The organism is Endozoicomonas sp. ALC020 (genome assembly GCF_049275935.1).
In the GTDB taxonomy this organism is placed as follows: Bacteria; Pseudomonadota; Gammaproteobacteria; order Pseudomonadales; family Endozoicomonadaceae; genus Endozoicomonas_A.
In genome coordinates this window covers 5413884-5434600 of sequence record NZ_CP184830.1, presented here as the reverse complement: position 1 = coordinate 5434600, position 20717 = coordinate 5413884, and the positions used below count along the sequence as shown (strand labels likewise).

1 protein-coding gene is annotated in these 20717 nt (G+C 53.5%); it reads right to left on the bottom strand.

From position 1 onward, the window contains the following. Positions 1-13 precede the first annotated feature (13 nt). Positions 14-20302 carry a VCBS domain-containing protein gene (locus ACOJUO_RS19840; protein ID WP_422137911.1) on the bottom strand — a complete coding sequence of 6763 codons (20289 nt, stop codon included), beginning with the start codon at positions 20300-20302 and terminating at the stop codon, positions 14-16. Between the last annotated feature and the right edge of the window lie 415 nt (positions 20303-20717).

Sequence of the window (20717 nt, the reverse complement as noted above, 5' to 3'; positions counted from 1 at the left end):
TTAAATATCCAGTCTAAGGACTGGTACCATGATCGAGATTATTGTTATCCATCAGGTTATTAAGAATATCAGCATCACTGCCGCCCAGGGCGAACAGGTCAACTTCCTTGAAAGTGACTTTCTTCGTGACATCGCCATTGGCCGTGTCACTGATTTCCATCACGGTATCATTGCCGCTGGCAACAAAATGGAAATGCTCATCAAGGCTGTCACTTGGATCCACCAGAATATCATCCAGCTTCAACACGTCGCCTTCATCGGTGTTGAAATCGGTAATAATCAGCTCGGCAGGGTTTTGCGCAGTGCCGGTGGCATTAAAATCAAAGATATCAGCCCCCAGGCCGCCAGAAGCAGTGACATCGTCATGGTCAATGGTGAAAATATCATCCCCGATATCGCCAATCAGAGTATCCAAACCGGCACTGGAACTATGGTCAAAGCCTGCCACCCGGTCACTGATGGTGACCACATCATTACCACTGCTGTCACTCAGGCTACTGCCGGTGTAACTGAACAATAACTGTTCTGAACCGTCAATCTGGGCACCATCAAAAGTCACGGTAACTTCTTGACCGCTTATGGCAACTCCAGTCACCAGACGTGCACTGCCGTCAATTTGAACGGTAAAGTCAGAGTTCGAGGGCGAGCCGGAAATGGCTTCGGAGAAGCCCAGCACAAGTTCATTACTGGACGCCAGGGATGAAGTTAAATCAGGTGCTTTCAAATCCGCCTGAGTCACGCTGCCTGCAGAAAGCGCGTCGGTGGTAGACTCATTACCAGCCAGATCCTTTATAAATCCGGCGGAGACATCCAGCGTATCATCGCTATAATCACCACCGGAGTTGGTTTCAATACTATCAGCTTTGGCCGCTGCCAACTCAATAACGAGTTTGTTGTTATCCAACACTTTGGCGGACAGTACATCATCTTCAGTGAAGCTCTCGGTCAATGATCCATTGACCTTGTAACTGATCTTGCTCCAGTCCAGCACCAGCCTTAACTCAGCACTGTCAGCGGCGGTGTTGCCACTTAAAATATCATTGAAGTTTGAACCCGACAGCTCCAGCTGATTGGTATCGGGGTCATAACTGGCCGATGCAATGGTGGTAAGAGGAGCGGTCGTATCAATAATCAGATCTGAACTGTTGTTATCCAGAGAACCTGCTCCTGAAGGCGGTGTCAGGGTTATGTTTCGATCTGAGTTGACACTGACTTGAGAATTAATCCATGAGTATGCATCGGGTTCCTTAAACACGGTGTCAATTGGGTTAGACGCTGCAAGGGAAATACTGCCAGTGACGTTATCACCGCCCTGAATGGTGTAACGGAACAAAAAGCTGTTGTTGTATTCATTGCTCGGGTGGGCAGAAGTGTCGAGAATCGCTGAACGCTGCACTCCACCTATATCCAATCTGAGTTCTGGCGTTGTACTGTAATCCAGTTTAACCACATGGTTAAAGTCCACTTGAATCAGCAGCTCTTCACCCGCCTTATAGGTATCATTATTTGAGACGACACGGATGTCAGTAATTTCATTATTCTGAATGGATGATTGTCCTGAGGCATTTAGATGGTGCAACACCTCCATATCCAAACCATTTTGTGGGGATGAAAAAGAATAACCGTTTCCTGCACGATCCACTAAAAAGCCTTCCTCGACATGCACTACGAGCTTATCAGGCCAGTCGGTATAACCCCGGAAATTTTGTTTAAAGGCATCACCACCTTCCTGAGTGAAAAATATATCCATCTCATACTGAAAGCTGTTGTGTCGAGAAAAACTGTCTGTTGTAAAGTCCCCATCCTTGAAGTAGTGCCGATCACCCGTATCTTTATTCTCCACGTACAGCTTGCTCCAGTCCGGAGTCATCTGGCTGACTTCGTCTGCATCAAGCTTAGCAAGGCCATCCGAATAGATAAATATTGCGCCTGGGTGGCCACTATTACCTGCCCAGACATTGACAGAGTCCAGACCCGGTAATGAAGGATCAGTCGTATCAATTTCAAGAGCTGCATTGCTCGCCAGAGAGTTAGCCTGGGCTCCCGTCGGAAGCGTGCTGACATCAACCGAATTACCGGCAAGGTCGGTAATGCTGCCACTGGATAGATCCAGGCTGCTGACATCCAGGTCTGAGCTATCTTCACCACTGCCAACCGTATAACTGAACACCAGTTTGTCCGTTCCGGCACCACTGGAGTATGTGGCCTGTCCGCCGGTATCCAGATTTAGGGCTGGAATTCCAGTAATATCAACAGCTTCAGTAAAAGACACCTCAAGCTGGATCACCTTACCTTCATTGTAAGGGCCATCGGTGGTCAGGCTGTTGACTGCGGTAATTTCCGGAGCATTAACATCTACGATGGCGTTACCCGTCTGGGCCAGCGCATCATTACTGTTAACCGGAGGCAGCGTGGGCAGCATGTTATTTCCCGCGGAGTCAAAGATCATGACTCCTGCAGGTATGGTCAGTGCCGAATCCGAGGCATAGTTAAGCCCCTGAGTGTTTTCACTGTTGCCCGAGCCAACGGTGTAGACAAACCTCAATGTATCGGTACCTGCACCACTGTCAAAGGTGGCCACAGCGCCGTTATCAAGTGTCAGGGTTGGGTAGGTGCTGGCATCAGAGGCGTCAATGCCAGTGATGGACACAGACTCACTCAGCTGGATAAGAATGACCACCTCATCGCCATTAATAAATCGACCAGGATCTTCAAAACTTACCTGCACCACTGTCGGAGCAGCAATATCGGCGTAATCCAGGGTCAGGTCACTGACTGCCGCTGCCCCTTCGTTACCCGCCAGATCCCTCAGGAATCCCGCCTGGATATCAACACCGTCCTCCGAGCCCTTGTAACCAAAAATACCCTCAAGTTCAGCAGCCTTGGCGTCAGTCAACTGGATCGACAGGGTATCCGTTCCCGCCAGACGGGCAACCGTCACATCATTGGCAGAGAAGCTGATGTTTTGTGTGATACCGTCATCCTTGTCGATATCAATCACCAGCTTGCTCCAGTCCAGCCTGCCTGAAAGATCAGCGGTGGCACTTTCGCTGTTGTTCAGCAGTTGATCAAAGTCCGCTCCCTTCAGCAGGAGCTGATTGTTGTTTTCATCGTAGGCGGCACTGGTGATGGTGGTGGTAGCTGCATCTGTGTCAATAACAATGTCACTGCTACCTGCCAGTGATTCAGTGCTGGCGGTTCCGGGCAATGTCAGGCTGACGCTGCTGCCAGCACCGTTGACCAGGGAACTCACAGCCGGCGAACCTGAAACGCCGTTACTGAATGTCAGGGAACTGGTATCACGATAGTTAAGGTCATCAATGTTTTCCCCGGCACTCACGGTATGGCGGAACACAAACTCCCTGGTACCATCACCGGAGACATAAACGGCATTACCCCCATAAGGATCGGCCGGGAGGGTCGGCTGCCTGTCATTGAGCAACAACAAGAGAGGATCATTGTTGGCGTCGTAATTTTGCAGCGAGACCTTTTCACTGAACCGAACGCGAATCAGAATCTCATCACCGGCCTGATAGCTTCCGTCTACGGTGTCGGAGGAAACATTAAGAACCGTAGCGCCGTTGCTGGTGACAGTGACCGCCTGATCAGCAAGGGCATCGGTAGTAGATCGGTTGCCCGCCCGGTCAGCCATAAAGCCTTGACTGATGTCCAGTGCTGTGTCACCTGATACGGTACTGAAACCGTTGTTGTCCAGTACCTTGTTGACGCCTTCATCAATGACAATCTCAAGCCGGTTGTTGTGAATCTCTACTGAACCAATATCGGAGGCGTCAAGACTGACACTTTCAAAGCTACCATCAGGCTGTTTCAGTTTTATAGACAGCTTGCTCCAGTCAAACCGTGACAGCTCGTCTCCTGTCAGGCTCAGGCCAACGGATTCGCCACTGCCCAGTAACGCATCAAAACCACTGCCATTGATGGTCAGCTTTTGATCATTGGCGCCTTCGGGAGCCAGAGTCACCCCGGTAATCGACACATCAGGGGCGGAGCCATCAATCAAGATATCCGCCGTACTGGCCAGTGAATCGCTATTGGCGGCAACAGGTACTGTCAGCACAGCGGCGTTGCCCGAGAGGTCTTTAATCGTGCCACCATTAAGCTGCAAGGCACTGGCACTGAGCACATCCAGGTCAGGCGCCTCATCTCCTGGCTGAACGGTGTACTCAAACACCAGCTCCTGAGTGCCAGACCCGGAACTGAACCGGGCAGCAGAGATATTGTCACCAGTGCCCAACAACAGTACCGGCGTACCCGTCACCTCCACGGCCTCATCAAAGCTCACCTGCAAACGGATAACGGAACCCGTTGCGTATTCCCCATCCGCTGTCAGGCTGGTGACACCGCTGATAGAAGGTGCAATACCATCAGGAGGCAGTATGAAGATCTCCACGCCAGCGCTGTTGCCATCGTTCATGGTGTTACCAGCCGCATCCTGGAAGAAGCCATCACTGGTAATCCGGATCAGATCCTGACCTTCCTCGTTACCATAGCCTGAAGTGGCACGCATGCTGGCAAGCTTGTTACTGCTGATCTTGATGTTCAATTGTTGATCGTTCACGGCCAGAGCGGATTCAATATCAGCAGCGCTAAAGCTGATATCTGTGTTACTACCGCTATTGTCTACAACCCGCCATGAAAGTTTTGACCAGTCCAGTCTGCCAGTCAGATCGGTATCGGTAGACTCACCTGGTGACAGCAGTGAGCTGAAACCATCGCCGGAGAGCGTCAGAATGCCCGCTGAACTGGCTGAGCTGCTGCTGAGCCCTACGGTAGGAGACACCGTATCAATCCTGATGTCGTTTTGTTGAGCCAGGGCTCCGGCTTCATTCAGCTCAGGCAGGAGCAAGTCTGCGTTGTTACCTAAAAGGTCGGCAATCGTACCGCCACCAAGATCCAGTGCAGAGGTGGATAATGCATTGAGGTCGGCAGACTCATCAGGGTTAGCCACCGTGTAGGTAAATGACAGGACATTCGTTCCTGTCCCACCGCTGTAGGTAGCAAGGCGATCAATGGTTCCTGTTTCCAGCTGCAGGGTTGGGTTCCCTGTCACCTGAACTGGCTCAGAAAACTCTACTTTGACGGTAATGGTGTCACCATCGCGATACCACTGATCGGCGTCATCACTGTAAAGGCGCACGACTTCCGGGTTACCACCGCTGTTGGTCACGTTGTCGACGGAGAAGCTGGATATCGAAGAAGTGTCATTGCCGACAAGGTCTTCCAGGCGATCATTGTCCAGAGCACTGCCCGCAGCGGGCGGAGTGTAATCCAGAGTCACCGACTGGCCATCGGTAATCGCTTTGGAGAGCGTCAGGGTCAGTTGCTGGCCGTTGATGGCAAGGCTACTGACCGATTCACTTTGCCCATCTACGACAATACTGAACAGGGAGGGGTTGATGGTGGCATTACCATTCAATGCCTCACTGAAGGTTAATGTCACAGTGTTACCATCCACCTCGGCGGTGGAAAGGCTGGGCGAAATCGTATCCGTGATATTGGTGACGGTCACGTCGCCATGATTGAGGGCAGCGGCATCAAAGCCTCGCAAGTCTTCGACCCGGTCGTTGTTACTACTGCTGTCAGCACTGGACGGACTGTAACTGAAGGTCACCGACTCCCCGTCTGCCACAGGACTGGTCAGCTGCACCGTCACCTGATTGCCACTGATCGAGGCACTGCTGATCGACCTGCTGGCACCCGCCACTTCAACATCCAGAATACCGGTCAGGCTGACACTCTCGTTCAGATCCTCCGAGTAAGTCAGGATGAGGGTATCACCGTCTACCACAGCATTGTTGAGTGTGGGTACCGAGGTGTCGGTATTATTCTCAACCAGAGCACTAGTGAAATCACTGCTATCATTGCCCTGGGCATCTTGAATGGGACCACCCCCATTATTGCTGGCATCCACCACGCTATAGGACAGCTGAACGATATCTGAATCGCCAACCGGGCTGTCCAGGGTCAATGTCATTCGGCTACCGGAAATGCTGACGTTTGATACCGTGCGGCTGCCGCCACCCACCAGAGACAGAGTGAAGGCGCTGTTGTCAGGAACGCTGCCAGGGTCAAGTGCTTCGTTATACTCAACGATCAGCTGGTCACCCTCTACGGTCATATTCTGGCGGACTGCTGCTGAAACATCAGGTGTCACCGTGGCTGAAAAACCGCTCAATGCCGCAAACGGGTTGATCCCTACCTGTTCCTGAAGAACATTACTGCCCGGTGTGTAATCAAGCGTCAAATTGCCCGAGGGACTGACCGCAGTGTCAAGACTGAGGCGAATCTGGGTATCGTTGAGGTAGGAGATGTTTAGAACATTGACAGCACTACCATCAATGGCTACATCAAAGTCAGCCAGATCAGGGGTGCTGTCCCTGTCCATATTTTCACTAAAAGTCAGCACCAGATTCTGGGTATTGGCCACGATTTCAGCAGAGGACAGGGTGGGAGCAGTACCGGAGAACATGACGGTTGAATTATCCGTTGTGACATTGCCAGCACTGTCAGTCTGGGTAACGGTAATATCGAGCTGGCCGTCAGACAGAGCACTGACATCCAGTTCGCTACCCGCCAAACTCCAGGTGCCATCCAGTCTAACCGTGACGGTGGCGGAAACAGTCGCAGCTGATGTGTCTTCAATTTCGACCTGAATGGAAGCACCAGGCTCACCAACACCGGAAACGAGAACGGCACCTTCTTCGGCAGCGCTGATCTGGTTGTCACCCATTATGTTGTTATCAATGGCAATGGTTCGGGCAAGTGTGAGCTGACCATCGCTCAGTAGCTGCTCAATAATTTCCTGGTCCGTATTACCCAGCGGCGAGAGATCTGTGTTTTCCAGCACAATCTGCTGTATTACATCACCACCGGCAACAACGCTGACATCAATGATGGTATCACTGCCTTCTGTGCGGAAATGAATAAACTGATCTGCGGTGGTATTTTCCTCGCCACTGAGAAGGGAGTGCAAATCGAGAATGTCACCACCGGCACCGACGGAAAAATCGGTAATGCGGTCAATGGCCGGATCACCGGCCGAGCCACCATCGCCAGCCTGCCAGACAAAACGATCCTGACCACTACCACCCGTTAACCAATCATCGCCCTCACCACCAGTGAGCACATCCGCACCTGCATCACCATACATAAAGTCAGTGTTGTTGCCGCCTGTTACGGTATTATCCTGAGCGTCACCACGGCTAACATTTGCACTATAAGTGGTCGCAGAACTGGCAATACCACCTGCTTCCGTAGAGGTAACACTGATATTCAGCGGATCACCATCGTTCAGTGTTAACGAGGGCGTGAAACTCCAGTTACCATCACTGCCAACCGATGCACTGTAATTGTTACCATTAATAGTGAAATTCAGGACGGCATCTGGTTGACCGGTACCTGTGATTACAGGCTGGAAACTGCCATCCAGCATCACCGAATCAATTTTAGGCGGTGTATAAAAGTCAATGGTATGGGCGCTGCTCTCCAGTGCACCATCACTCACTTTGAAACCTATACTGCCATGGTGGCTACCGTTAATGCTGGCATCTGCAGTAAACACCAAGTTGGGGATATCTCCGGCACTGATCACCTGGTTAACGGAGACAGCACTGCCGTTCAACGTCAGGCTCCCCGTAGTGGGCAGTGACGTAAAGGTAATGGAAGCAAGGCTATCCCCGGAATCCACATCGCTGAATCCGAATTCTGCATTGGTAAAGGTATGCTGTCCCGCCTCACTGAGACTTAGGTTATTATCCGCAGCAGTAGGTGCATCGTTGGTGCCGTTAATGGTGATAACAATATCGTGGGTAGTGCCATCCAGGGACTTCACCGTCACCGTCTCGGTCAGGGTGTCACCATCCCCCAGGGCCTGAATGTCGGCCTGGCTGTTGCTCGCCGAATAGCTCCAGCTGCCGTCGCTGGCCATAGTCAATGAACCGTAGCTGCCGGTGACGGTCTCTGGGGTGAAACTGGCTTCACCACCATCAACATCAGTGACAGTTAGGCTACCCGAGGTCGTCAGCGTGTTACCAGCATCCTCAGTGACACTGCCGGTATCAGCGCCGGTAATCACCGCCGCGTCGTTGGTGCCATTGATGGTGATAACAATGTTGTGGGTAGTGCCATCCAGGGACTTGACCGTCAAAGTCTCGGTCAAGGTGTCACCATCCCCCAGGGCCTGAATGTCGGCCTGACTGTTGCTCGCCGAATAGCTCCAGCTGCCGTCGCTGGCCATAGTCAATGAACCGTAGCTGCCGGTGACGGTCTCTGCAGTGAAACTAGCCTCGCCGCCATCAACATCGGTGACAGCCAAGCTGCCGGAAGTCATCAGGGTGTTGCCCGCGTCCTCAGTGACACTGCCTGTGTCAGCACCAGTGATCACCGCCGCATCGTTGGTGCCGTTGATGGTGATAACAATATTATGGGTTGTGCCATCCAGGGACTGCACGGTGATGGTCTCGGTCAAGGTGTCGCCATCCCCCAGGGCCTGAATGTCGGCATGGCTGTTACTGGCCGAATAGCTCCAGCTGCCGTCGCTGGCCATAGTCAATGAACCGTAGCTGCCGGTGACGGTCTCTGCGGTGAAACTGGCTTCACCACCATCAACATCGGCGACCGTCAGGCTGCCGGAAGTCGTCAGGGTGTTACCAGCATCCTCAGTGACACTGCCGGTATCAGCACCAGTGATCACCGCCGCATCGTTGGTGCCGTTGATGGTGATAACAATATTATGGGTAGTGCCATCCAGGGACTGCACGGTGATGGTCTCGGTCAAGGTGTCGCCATCCCCCAGGGCCTGAATGTCGGCATGGCTGTTACTGGCCGAATAGCTCCAGCTGCCGTCGCTGGCCATAGTCAATGAACCATAGCTGCCGGTGACGGTCTCTGCGGTGAAACTGGCTTCACCACCATCAACATCGGTGACCGTCAGGCTGCCGGAAGTCGTCAGGGTGTTGCCCGCGTCCTCAGTAACACTACCGGTATCAGCGCCGGTAATCACCGCCGCGTCGTTGGTGCCATTGATGGTGATAACAATGTTGTGGGTAGTGCCATCCAGGGACTGCACGGTGATGGTCTCGGTCAAGGTGTCGCCATCCCCCAGGGCCTGAATGTCGGCATGGCTGTTACTGGCCGAATAGCTCCAGCTGCCGTCGCTGGCCATAGTCAATGAACCGTAGCTGCCGGTGACGGTCTCTGCGGTGAAACTGGCTTCACCACCATCAACATCGGTGACAGTCAGGCTGCCGGAAGTCGTCAGGGTGTTGCCCGCGTCCTCAGTAACACTACCGGTATCAGCGCCGGTAATCACCGCCGCGTCGTTGGTGCCGTTGATGGTGATAACAATATTATGGGTAGTGCCATCCAGGGACTGCACGGTGATGGTCTCGGTCAAGGTGTCGCCATCCCCCAGGGCCTGAATGTCGGCATGGCTGTTACTGGCCGAATAGCTCCAGCTGCCGTCGCTGGCCATAGTCAATGAACCGTAGCTGCCGGTGACGGTCTCTGCAGTGAAACTGGCCTCGCCGCCATCAACATCGGTGACAGCCAAGCTGCCGGAAGTCATCAGGGTGTTGCCAGCATCTTCGGTAACACTGCCGGTATCAGCGCCGGTGATTACCGCCGCGTCGTTGGTGCCGTTAATGGTGATAACAATATCGTGGTTAGTGCCATCTTGGGACTTGACTGTCACTGTCTCAGTCAAGGTGTCACCATCCCCCAGAGACTGGATAGCTGATAGACTGTTATCCGCTGAATAGCTCCAGCTACCGCTGCCATCAATGGTCAATGAACCGTAACTGCCGGTGATGGTCTCTGCAGTGAAACTGGCTTCACCGCCATCAACATCGGTAACAGTCAGACTGCCGGAAGTCATCAGGGTGTTGCCAGCGTCCTCAGTAACACTGCCGGTATCAGCGCCGGTGATTACCGCCGCGTCGTTGGTGCCGTTAATGGTGATAACAATATCTTGGGTAGTGCCATCCAGGGACTTGACTGTCACCGTCTCGGTCAGGGTGTCACCATCCCCCAGGGTCTGGATAGCCGATAGACTGTTATCCGCCGAATAGCTCCAGCTACCGCTGCCATCAATGGTCAATGAACCGTAGCTACCGGTGACGGTCTCCGCAGTGAAACTGGCTTCACCGCCATCAACATCGGTAACAGTCAGACTGCCGGAAGTCATCAGGGTGTTGCCAGCGTCCTCAGTAACATTGCCAGTATCAGCGCCGGTGATCACCGCCGTGTCGTTGGTGCCGTCAATGGTGATAAGAATATCATGGGTAGTGCCATCCAGAGACTTGACTGTCACAGTCTCCGTCAAGGTGCCACCATCTCCCAGAGCCTGGATGTCAGCATTGCTGTTACTGGCCGAATAGCTCCAGCTACCACTGCCATCAATGGTCAATGAACCGTAGCTGCCGGTGACGGTCTCTGGGGTGAAACTGGCCTCACCGCCATCAACATCGGTAACAGTCAGGCTGCCGGAGGTCATCAGGGTATTGCTGGAGTCCTCAGTAACACTGCCGGTATCAGCGCCGGTGATCACTGCCGCGTCGTTGGTGCCGTTAATGGTAATAACAATATTGTGGGTAGTGCCATCCAAGGACTTCACGGTGACAGTATCGGTCAGGGTGTCACCATCCCCCAGAGCCTGAATGTCGGCCTGACTGTTGCTAGCCGAATAGCTCCAGCTGCCGTCGCTAGCCATAGTCAATGAACCGTAGCTGCCGGTGACGGTCTCTGGGGTGAAACTGGCTTCACCACTATCGACGTCGGTGACAGTCAGACTGCCAGAAGCCATCAGGGTGTTGCTCGCATCCTCAGTGACGCTGCCGGTGTCAGTACCGGTGATCACCGCAGCATCGTTGGTACCGTTGATGGTGATAACAATATCGTGGGTAGTGCCATCCAGGGACTGCACCGTGACAGTATCGGTCAGAGTGTCGCCATCCCCCAGGGCCTGAATGTCGGCCTGACTGCTGCTGGCCGAATAGCTCCAGCTGCCGTCGCTAGCCATAGTCAATGAACCGTAGCTGCCGGTGACGGTCTCTGGGGTGAAACTGGCTTCACCACTATCGACGTCGGTGACAGTCAGACTGCCAGAAGCCATCAGGGTGTTGCTCGCATCCTCAGTGACGCTGCCGGTGTCAGTACCGGTGATCACCGCAGCATCGTTGGTACCGTTGATGGTGATAACAATATCGTGGGTAGTGCCATCCAGGGACTGCACCGTGACAGTATCGGTCAGAGTGTCGCCATCCCCCAGGGCCTGAATGTCGGCCTGACTGCTGCTGGCCGAATAGCTCCAGCTGCCGTCGCTAGCCATAGTCAATGAACCGTAGCTGCCGGTGACGGTCTCTGGGGTGAAACTGGCTTCACCACTATCGACGTCGGTAACAGTCAGACTGCCAGAAGCCATCAGGGTGTTGCTCGCATCCTCAGTGACGCTGCCGGTATCAGCGCCGGTGATCACCGCAGCATCGTTGGTACCGTTGATGGTGATAACAATATCGTGGGTAGTGCCATCCGGGGACTTCACCGTGACAGTATCGGTCAGAGTGTCGCCATCCCCCAGGGCCTGAATGTCGGCCTTACTGTTGCTGGCCGAATAGCTCCAGCTGCCGTCGCTAGCCATAGTCAATGAACCGTAGCTGCCGGTGACGGTCTCTGGGGTGAAACTGGCCTCACCGCCATCAACATCGGTAACAGTCAGGCTGCCGGAGGTCATCAGGGTATTGCTGGAGTCCTCAGTAACACTGCCGGTATCAGCGCCGGTGATCACTGCCGAGTCGTTGGTGCCGTTAATGGTAATAACAATATTGTGGGTAGTGCCATCCAAGGACTTCACGGTGACAGTATCGGTCAGGGTGTCACCATCCCCCAGAGCCTGAATGTCAGCCTGACTATTGCTGGCCGAATAGCTCCAGCTGCCGTCGCTGGCCATAGTCAATGAACCGTAGCTGCCGGTGACGGTCTCTGGGGCGAAACTGGCTTCACCACTATCGACGTCGGTAACAGTCAGACTGCCAGAAGCCATCAGGGTGTTGCTCGCATCCTCAGTGACACTGCCGGTATCATCGCCGGTGATCACCGCCGCGTCGTTGGCGCCGTTAATAGTGATAACAATATCGTGGGTAGTGCCATCCAGGGACTTGACTGTCAAAGTCTCAGTCAAGGTGTCACCAACCTCCAGGGCCTGAATGTCAGCATGGCTGTTGCTCGCCGAATAGCTCCAGCTGCCACTGCCATCAATGGTCAATGAACCGTAGCTGCCGGTGACGGTCTCTGGGGTGAAACTGGCTTCACCGCCATCAACATCGGAGACAGACAGACTACCGGAAGTCATCAGAGTGTTGCCAGCGTCCTCAGTAACACTGCCGGTATCAGCGCCGGTGATCACCGCTGCGTCGTTGGTGCCGTTAATGGTGATAACAATATCGTGGGTAGTGCCATCCAGGGACTTGACTGTCACCGTCTCCGTCAAGGTGTCACCATCCCCCAGAGACTGGATAGCTGATAGACTGTTATCCGCCGAATAGCTCCAGCTACCACTGCCATCAATGGTCAATGAACCGTAGCTGCCAGTGACGGTCTCTGGGGTGAAACTGGCTTCACCGCCATCAACATCGGTGACAGACAGAATACCGGAAGTCATCAGAGTGTTGCCAGCGTCCTCAGTAACACTGCCGGTATCAGCGCCGGTGATTACCGCCGCGTCGTTGGTACCGTTAATGGTGATAACAATATCATGGGTAGTGCCATCCAGGGACTTGACTGTCACTGTCTCAGTCAAGGTGTCACCATCCCCCAATGACTGGATAGCCGATAGACTGTTATCCGCTGAATAGCTCCAGCTACCGCTGCCATCAATGGTCAATGAACCGTAACTGCCGGTGATAGTCTCTGCAGTGAAACTGGCTTCACCGCCATCAACATCGGTAACAGTCAGACTGCCGGAAGTCATCAGGGTGTTGCCAGCGTCCTCAGTAACACTGCCGGTATCAGCGCCGGTGATCACCGCCGTGTCGTTGGTGCCGTTAATGGTGATAACAATATCGTGGGTAGTGCCATCCAGGGACTTGACTGTCACCGTCTCAGTCAAGGTGTCACCATCCCCCAGGGTCTGGATAGCCGATAGACTGTTATCCGCCGAATAGCTCCAGCTACCGCTGCCATCAATGGTCAGTGAACCGTAGCTACCGGTGACGGTCTCCGCAGTGAAACTGGCTTCACCACCATCGACATCGGTAACAGTCAGACTGCCAGAAGTCATCAGGGTGTTGCCAGCGTCCTCAGTAACACTGCCGGTATCAGCGCCGGTGATCACCGCCGTGTCGTTGGTGCCGTTAATGGTGATAACAATATCGTGGGTAGTACCATCCAGGGACTTGACTGTCACCGTCTCAGTCAAGGTGTCACCATCCCCCAAGGTCTGGATAGCCGATAGACTGTTATCCGCCGAATAGCTCCAGCTACCACTGCCATCAATGGTCAATGAACCGTAGCTACCGGTGATGGTCTCTGCAGTGAAACTGGCTTCACCACCATCGACATCGGTAACAGTCAGACTGCCAGAAGTCATCAGAGTGTTGCCAGCGTCCTCAGTAACACTGCCAGTATCAGCGCCGGTGATCACCGCCGTGTCGTTGGTGCCGTTAATGGTGATAACAATATCGTGGGTAGTGCCATCCAGGGACTTGACTGTCACTGTCTCGGTCAGGGTGTCACCATCCCCCAAGGTCTGGATAGCCGATAGACTGTTATCCGCTGAATAGCTCCAGCTACCGCTGCCATCGATGGTCAATGAACCGTAACTGCCGGTGATGGTCTCTGCAGTGAAACTGGCTTCACCACCATCAACATCGGTAACAGTCAGACTGCCGGAAGTCATCAGGGTGTTGCCAGCGTCCTCAGTAACACTGCCAGTATCAGCGCCGGTGATCACCGCCGCGTCGTTGGTGCCGTTAATGGTGATAACAATATCTTGGGTAGTGCCATCCAGGGACTTGACTGTCACTGTCTCAGTCAAGGTGTCACCATCCCCCAATGACTGGATAGCCGATAGACTGTTATCCGCTGAATAGCTCCAGCTACCGCTGCCATCAATGGTCAATGAACCGTAACTGCCGGTGATAGTCTCTGCAGTGAAACTGGCTTCACCGCCATCAACATCGGTAACAGTCAGACTGCCGGAAGTCATCAGGGTGTTACCAGCGTCCTCAGTAACACTGCCGGTATCAGCGCCGGTGATCACCGCCGTGTCGTTGGTGCCGTTAATGGTGATAAGAATATCATGGGTAGTGCCATCCAGGGACTTGACTGTCACAGTCTCCGTCAAGGTGCCACCATCTCCCAGAGCCTGGATGTCAGCATTGCTGTTACTGGCCGAATAGCTCCAGCTACCACTGCCATCAATGGTCAATGAACCGTAGCTACCGGTGACGGTCTCCGCAGTGAAACTGGCTTCACCACCATCGACATCGGTAACAGTCAGACTGCCAGAAGTCATCAGAGTGTTGCCAGCGTCCTCAGTAACACTGCCGGTATCAGCGCCGGTGATCACCGCCGTGTCGTTGGTGCCATTAATGGTGATAACAATATCGTGGGTAGTGCCATCCAGGGACTTGACTGTCACCGTCTCAGTCAAGGTGTCACCATCCCCCAAGGTCTGGATAGCCGATAGACTGTTATCCGCCGAATAGCTCCAGCTACCGCTGCCATCAATGGTCAATGAACCGTAACTGCCGGTGATGGTCTCTGCAGTGAAACTGGCTTCACCGCCATCAACATCGGTAACAGTCAGACTGCCGGAAGTCATCAGGGTGTTGCCAGCATCTTCGGTAACACTGCCGGTATCAGCGCCGGTGATTACCGCCGCGTCGTTGGTGCCGTTAATGGTGATAACAATATCGTGGGTAGTGCCATCCAGGGACTTGACTGTCACTGTCTCAGTCAAGGTGTCACCATCCCCCAATGACTGGATAGCCGATAGACTGTTATCCGCTGAATAGCTCCAGCTACCGCTGCCATCAATGGTCAATGAACCGTAACTGCCGGTGATGGTCTCTGCAGTGAAACTGGTTTCACCGCCATCAACATCGGTAACAGTCAGACTGCCGGAAGTCATCAGGGTGTTGCCAGCGTCCTCAGTAACACTGCCAGTATCAGCGCCGGTGATCACCGCCGCGTCGTTGGTGCCGTTAATGGTGATAACAATATCTTGGGTAGTGCCATCCAGGGACTTGACTGTCACTGTCTCAGTCAAGGTGTCACCATCACCCAGTGACTGGATAGCTGATAGACTGTTATCCGCCGAATAGCTCCAGCTACCGCTGCCATCAATGGTCAATGAACCGTAACTGCCAGTGATGGTCTCTGGGGTGAAACTGGCTTCACCGCCATCAACATCGGTAACAGTCAGACTGCCGGAAGTCATCAGGGTGTTGCCAGCGTCCTCAGTAACACTGCCGGTATCAGCGCCGGTGATCACCGCCGTGTCGTTGGTGCCGTTAATGGTGATAACAATATCGTGGGTAGTGCCATCCAGGGACTTGACTGTCACCGTCTCAGTCAAGGTGTCACCATCCCCCAAGGTCTGGATAGCCGATAGACTGTTATCCACCGAATAGCTCCAGCTACCACTGCCATCAATAGTCAATGAACCGTAGCTACCGGTGACGGTCTCCGCAGTGAAACTGGCTTCACCACCATCGACATCGGTAACAGTCAGACTGCCAGAAGTCATCAGGGTGTTGCCAGCGTCCTCAGTAACACTGCCGGTATCAGCGCCGGTGATCACCGCTGTGTCGTTGGTGCCGTTAATGGTGATAACAATATCGTGGGTAGTGCCATCCAGGGACTTGACTGTCACCGTCTCAGTCAAGGTGTCACCATCCCCCAAGGTCTGGATAGCCGATAGACTGTTATCCACCGAATAGCTCCAGCTACCACTGCCATCAATAGTCAATGAACCGTAGCTACCGGTGACGGTCTCTGGGGTGAAACTGGCTTCACCGCCATCAACATCGGTGACAGACAGAATACCGGAAGTCATCAGAGTGTTGCCAGCGTCCTCAGTAACACTGCCGGTATCAGCGCCGGTGATCACCGCCGTGTCGTTGGTTCCGGTCAGGGTGATAGTCACCTGCTGATCGACAGTACCGCCTTCGCCGTCGTCAACAGTGACGGTATAAGTCTGGGTCAGAGTCTGACCGGCACCCAGATAATCGACGTCAGCATCATCAACACTGAAACTCCAGTCGATCCGGCCGCTGCCGTCACCCTGAGTATCGTCCGCCACGGTAGCCGTCAGGCTGCCCAAATAACCATTAGCCCCGGCTCTAACACTGACACTCTGCTGATCACTCAGATCGACATCGGCAATAGTGAAGGAGCCGCTGTCGGTCAGGGTGTTACTGTTCTCACCGGCGCCACCGTCGAAAATCTCGGTGACTGTACCGGAGACATCGGTGGCACTGCTGATGGTAGGCGCATCGTTGGTTCCGGTCAGGGTGATAGTCACCTGCTGATCGACAGTACCGCCTTCGCCATCATCAACAGTCACGGTGTAGGTTTGGGTCAGGGTCTGGCCGACACCCAGATAATCGACGTCAGCATCATCAACACTGAAGCTCCAGTCGATCCGGCCGCTGCCGTCGCCCTGGGTGTCGTCCGCCACAGTAGCCGTCAGGCTGCCCAGATAACCATTAGCCCCGGCACTGACACTGACACTCTGCTGATCACTCAGATCGACATCGGCAATAGTGAACGAGCCGCTGTCGGTCAGGGTGTTACTGTTCTCACCGGCGCCACCGTCGACAATCTCGGTGACTGTACCGGAGACATCAGTGGCGCTGCTGATGGTAGGCGCATCGTTGGTTCCGGTCAGAGTGATAGTCACCTGCTGATCGACAGTACCGCCTTCGCCATCATCAACAGTCACGGTGTAGGTTTGGGTCAGGGTCTGGCCGACACCCAGATAATCGACGTCGGCATCATCAACACTGAAGCTCCAGTCGATCCGGCCGCTGCCGTCACCCTGAGTGTCGTCCGCCACAGTAGCCGTCAGGCTGCCCAGATAACCATTAGCCCCGGCACTGACGCTGACAGTCTGCTGGTCACTCAGATCGACATCAGCAATGGTGAACGAGCCAGTGTCGGTCAGGCTGTTGCTGTTTTCACCGGCACCCCCGTCGACAATCTCGGTGACTGCACCGGCAACATCGGTGGCACTGGTAATAGTAGGTGCGTCGTTGGTGCCGGTCAGGGTGATAGTCACCTGCTGATCAACGGTACCGCCTTCGCCATCGTCAACTGTGACGGTGTAGGTCTGAGTCAGAGTCTGACCGGCGCCCAGGTAATCGATGTCGGCATCATCAACACTGAAACTCCAGTCAATCCGACCGCTGCCGTCGCCCTGGGTGTCATCTGCCACGGTGGCCGTCAGGCTGCCCAGATAACCATTGGCCCCGGCACTGACGCTGACAGTCTGCTGGTCACTCAGATCGACATCAGCAATGGTGAACGAGCCAGTATCACTCAGGCTGTTGCTGTTTTCACCGGCACCCCCGTCGACAATCTCGGTGACTGCACCGGCAACATCGGTGGCACTGGTAATAGTAGGTGCGTCGTTGGTGCCGGTCAGGGTGATAGTCACCTGCTGATCAACGGTACCGCCTTCGCCATCGTCAACTGTGACAGTGTAGGTCTGGGTCAGAGTCTGACCGGCGCCCAGATAATCGATGTCGGCATCATCAACACTGAAACTCCAGTCAATCCGACCGCTGCCGTCGCCCTGGGTGTCATCTGCCACGCTAGCCGTCAGGCTGCCCAGATAACCATTGGCCCCGGCACTGACGCTGACAGTCTGCTGGTCACTCAGATCGACATCAGCAACGGTGAACGAGCCAGTGTCGGTCAGGCTGTTGCTGTTTTCACCGGCACCCCCGTCGACAATCTCGGTGACTGCACCGGCAACATCGGTGGCACTGGCAATAGTAGGTGCATCATTGGTGCCGGTCAGGGTGATAGTCACCTGCTGATCAACGGTACCGCCTTCGCCATCGTCAACTGTGACGGTGTAGGTTTGGGTCAGAGTCTGACCGGCGCCCAGGTAATCGATGTCGGCATCATCAACACTGAAACTCCAGTCAATCCGACCGCTACCGTCGCCCTGGGTGTCATCTGCCACGCTAGCCGTCAGGCTGCCCACATAACCATTGGCCCCGGCACTGACGCTGACAGTCTGCTGGTCACTCAGATCGACATCAGCAATGGTGAACGAGCCAGTGTCGGTCAGGCTGTTGCTGTTTTCACCGGCACCCCCGTCGACAATCTCGGTGACTGCACCGGCAACATCGGTGGCACTGGCAATAGTAGGTGCGTCGTTGGTGCCGGTCAGGGTGATAGTCAACTGCTGATCAACGGTACCGCCTTCGCCATCGTCAACTGTGACGGTGTAGGTCTGGGTCAGAGTCTGACCGGCGCCCAGGTAATCGATGTCGGCATCATCAACGCTGAAACTCCAGTCAATCCGACCGCTGCCGTCGCCCTGGGTGTCATCCGCCACGGTGGCCGTCAGGCTGCCCAGATAACCATTAGCCCCGGCACTGACGCTGACAGTCTGCTGGTCACTCAGATCGACATCAGCAATGGTGAACGAGCCAGTGTCGGTCAGGCTGTTGCTGTTTTCACCGGCACCCCCGTCGACAATCTCGGTGACTGCACCGGCAACATCAGTGGCATTGCTAATAGTGGGAGCGTCGTTGAGGCCTTCAATGGTTATTGAAGCACTCTGGCTAACCGTTCCCCCATGACCATCGTCAACTTCGTAGCTGTAATCAATTCTTTCTGATTCCCCTGCCGCCAAATAGTTATAAGCGGACGAATCCAGAGACAGGCTGTTACCATCCTCCGAGATACTGATGCCAACCGGATCACCGGCGGTGAGTCGGAGGTTCACAACATCTAAGGTGTCGGTCTGATCAACATCAGTACTACCTGCCAACAAATCAATACTCTTTGATGGCGAATTCTGGTTAGTCCTCAATAAAATTGCATTTTGAACTACCGGGTCATCATTACTTCCTGCCAGGGTGATGCTGGCGGTTTGGGTCGTAAAATCTCCCTGTGAATCCGATACTTGATATTCGTAGGTGATGATTTCCATCTCGCCAACGGCTAGGTACTTATAAGCTTCCGGATCAATAACCAGCTCTGATCCTTCTTCGGTCACACTGACGCCAGCTTCGTTACCAGAAACCAGACGAAGGCTGGTAACAGACAATTCATCGTCCAGATCCTTATCACTGGCTTTTTGTAAAAGATCCAGACTAATGCCAGAGTCATTCTGATTTAGATCAAGAACAATCGGAGCCTCTACTTCAGGCGTATCGTTGACACCTTCTATCGTGATGCCTACGGATGCCTGACTTCTGTTTCCCTGTGAATTGATAACCTCAAAAACAAAAGTAACAGTCTGGCTTTCACCCTTTGCCAGATAGTCAAAGTCTGCTCCAGGCTTGAACTCAAAAGAGCCATCACCACTTATATTTATTGAACCTGCTTCCGTTGCAGAAACCAGAGAGTACGTCAATGCTCCGCCAGCACCACCACTATTATCTGTCGCAGAAAGCTGTCCCTGAAGGATCGGTGAATCTTCATTACCATCCATTGACAATGCCTGAGCGACAGGCTGGTACGAAATAACGACAGGCTCTGGAGTCTCCGATTCTTTCTCAGATTCTTGTTGTTGAACAACTTCGTTAGTGACAGGCCTGCTGCTGGCAGTCAGGATCTCAGAAGACTCGGTAATGGATTCCTCATCTAACTGGTCATCAGTTTCAAGCGTGATAACAGGGATATCTGATGGGGCAAGCCTGGGTTCTGTCTGGTCAGGACTTCTCTCTTCGGAGGTATCTTCTTTTGCCGCTGAAGCTTCTGTTGGAGAACCGGGATCTGCTCCTTCAGCAACAGCGTCCCGAACCTCTTCATCAGCCAGCTCTTCCTCGGCCTGTTCTTCATCGATATCAGTATCCTGACCGGACAGCACACTGTCTGTAAGAGTAAGTGACTGCTGACCACTCAGTTCCAGAACCTGATTATTCGATGTTGTAATGACAACGAGATCACCATTTTCTGAAACGACCCGATCATTAAGAAAAACTTTGTCCCCTGGCTCGAGAACTATTTGGGTTCCATCCGGCTTTATGGCGATCACTTTACCAGACGCTGCTGAGATCTCACCAATAGCAGGTGCAGAGTTTCCTGAGCTTGAATTCATATTTCTGTACTCTCTGAATCCTGAGGGAAAAGAGGAAACTCGATCCAAGTGCTGTGCAGCCAACTCAAGCACAGAATAAGGCGAGTTCCCTTCGCTCTTATATTCACGAAAAAACAGTTTATAGTTTATTAATTTCAGGGTAGACAGAATAAAGCAGCTTTGTTGCAATGCTCCGACATTCAGCTTTTAAATCTCTTTAAGAGGTCTTTATAGCAGAGGTTACACCTTCGTAACTATGCACCTATAGGCAAGTTAACAACTTTTAAACGACTTCTTATTGAAGATAGAATCATTTTTAATAAATAAAGTTCATCTGGGAAATTGATATGATTTCTCACTACTGTCCGGCTAAACATACCCAAGCTCCAGCCCCCTGATTCATGAGTAAATTGACTCTCATTTTCTCAGTTGGATC

Coding starts and splice junctions, on each gene's coding strand:
- ACOJUO_RS19840 (WP_422137911.1), bottom strand. CDS start 20,302: ATGAATTCAAGCTCAGGAAACTCTGCACCTGCTATTGGTGAGATCTCA.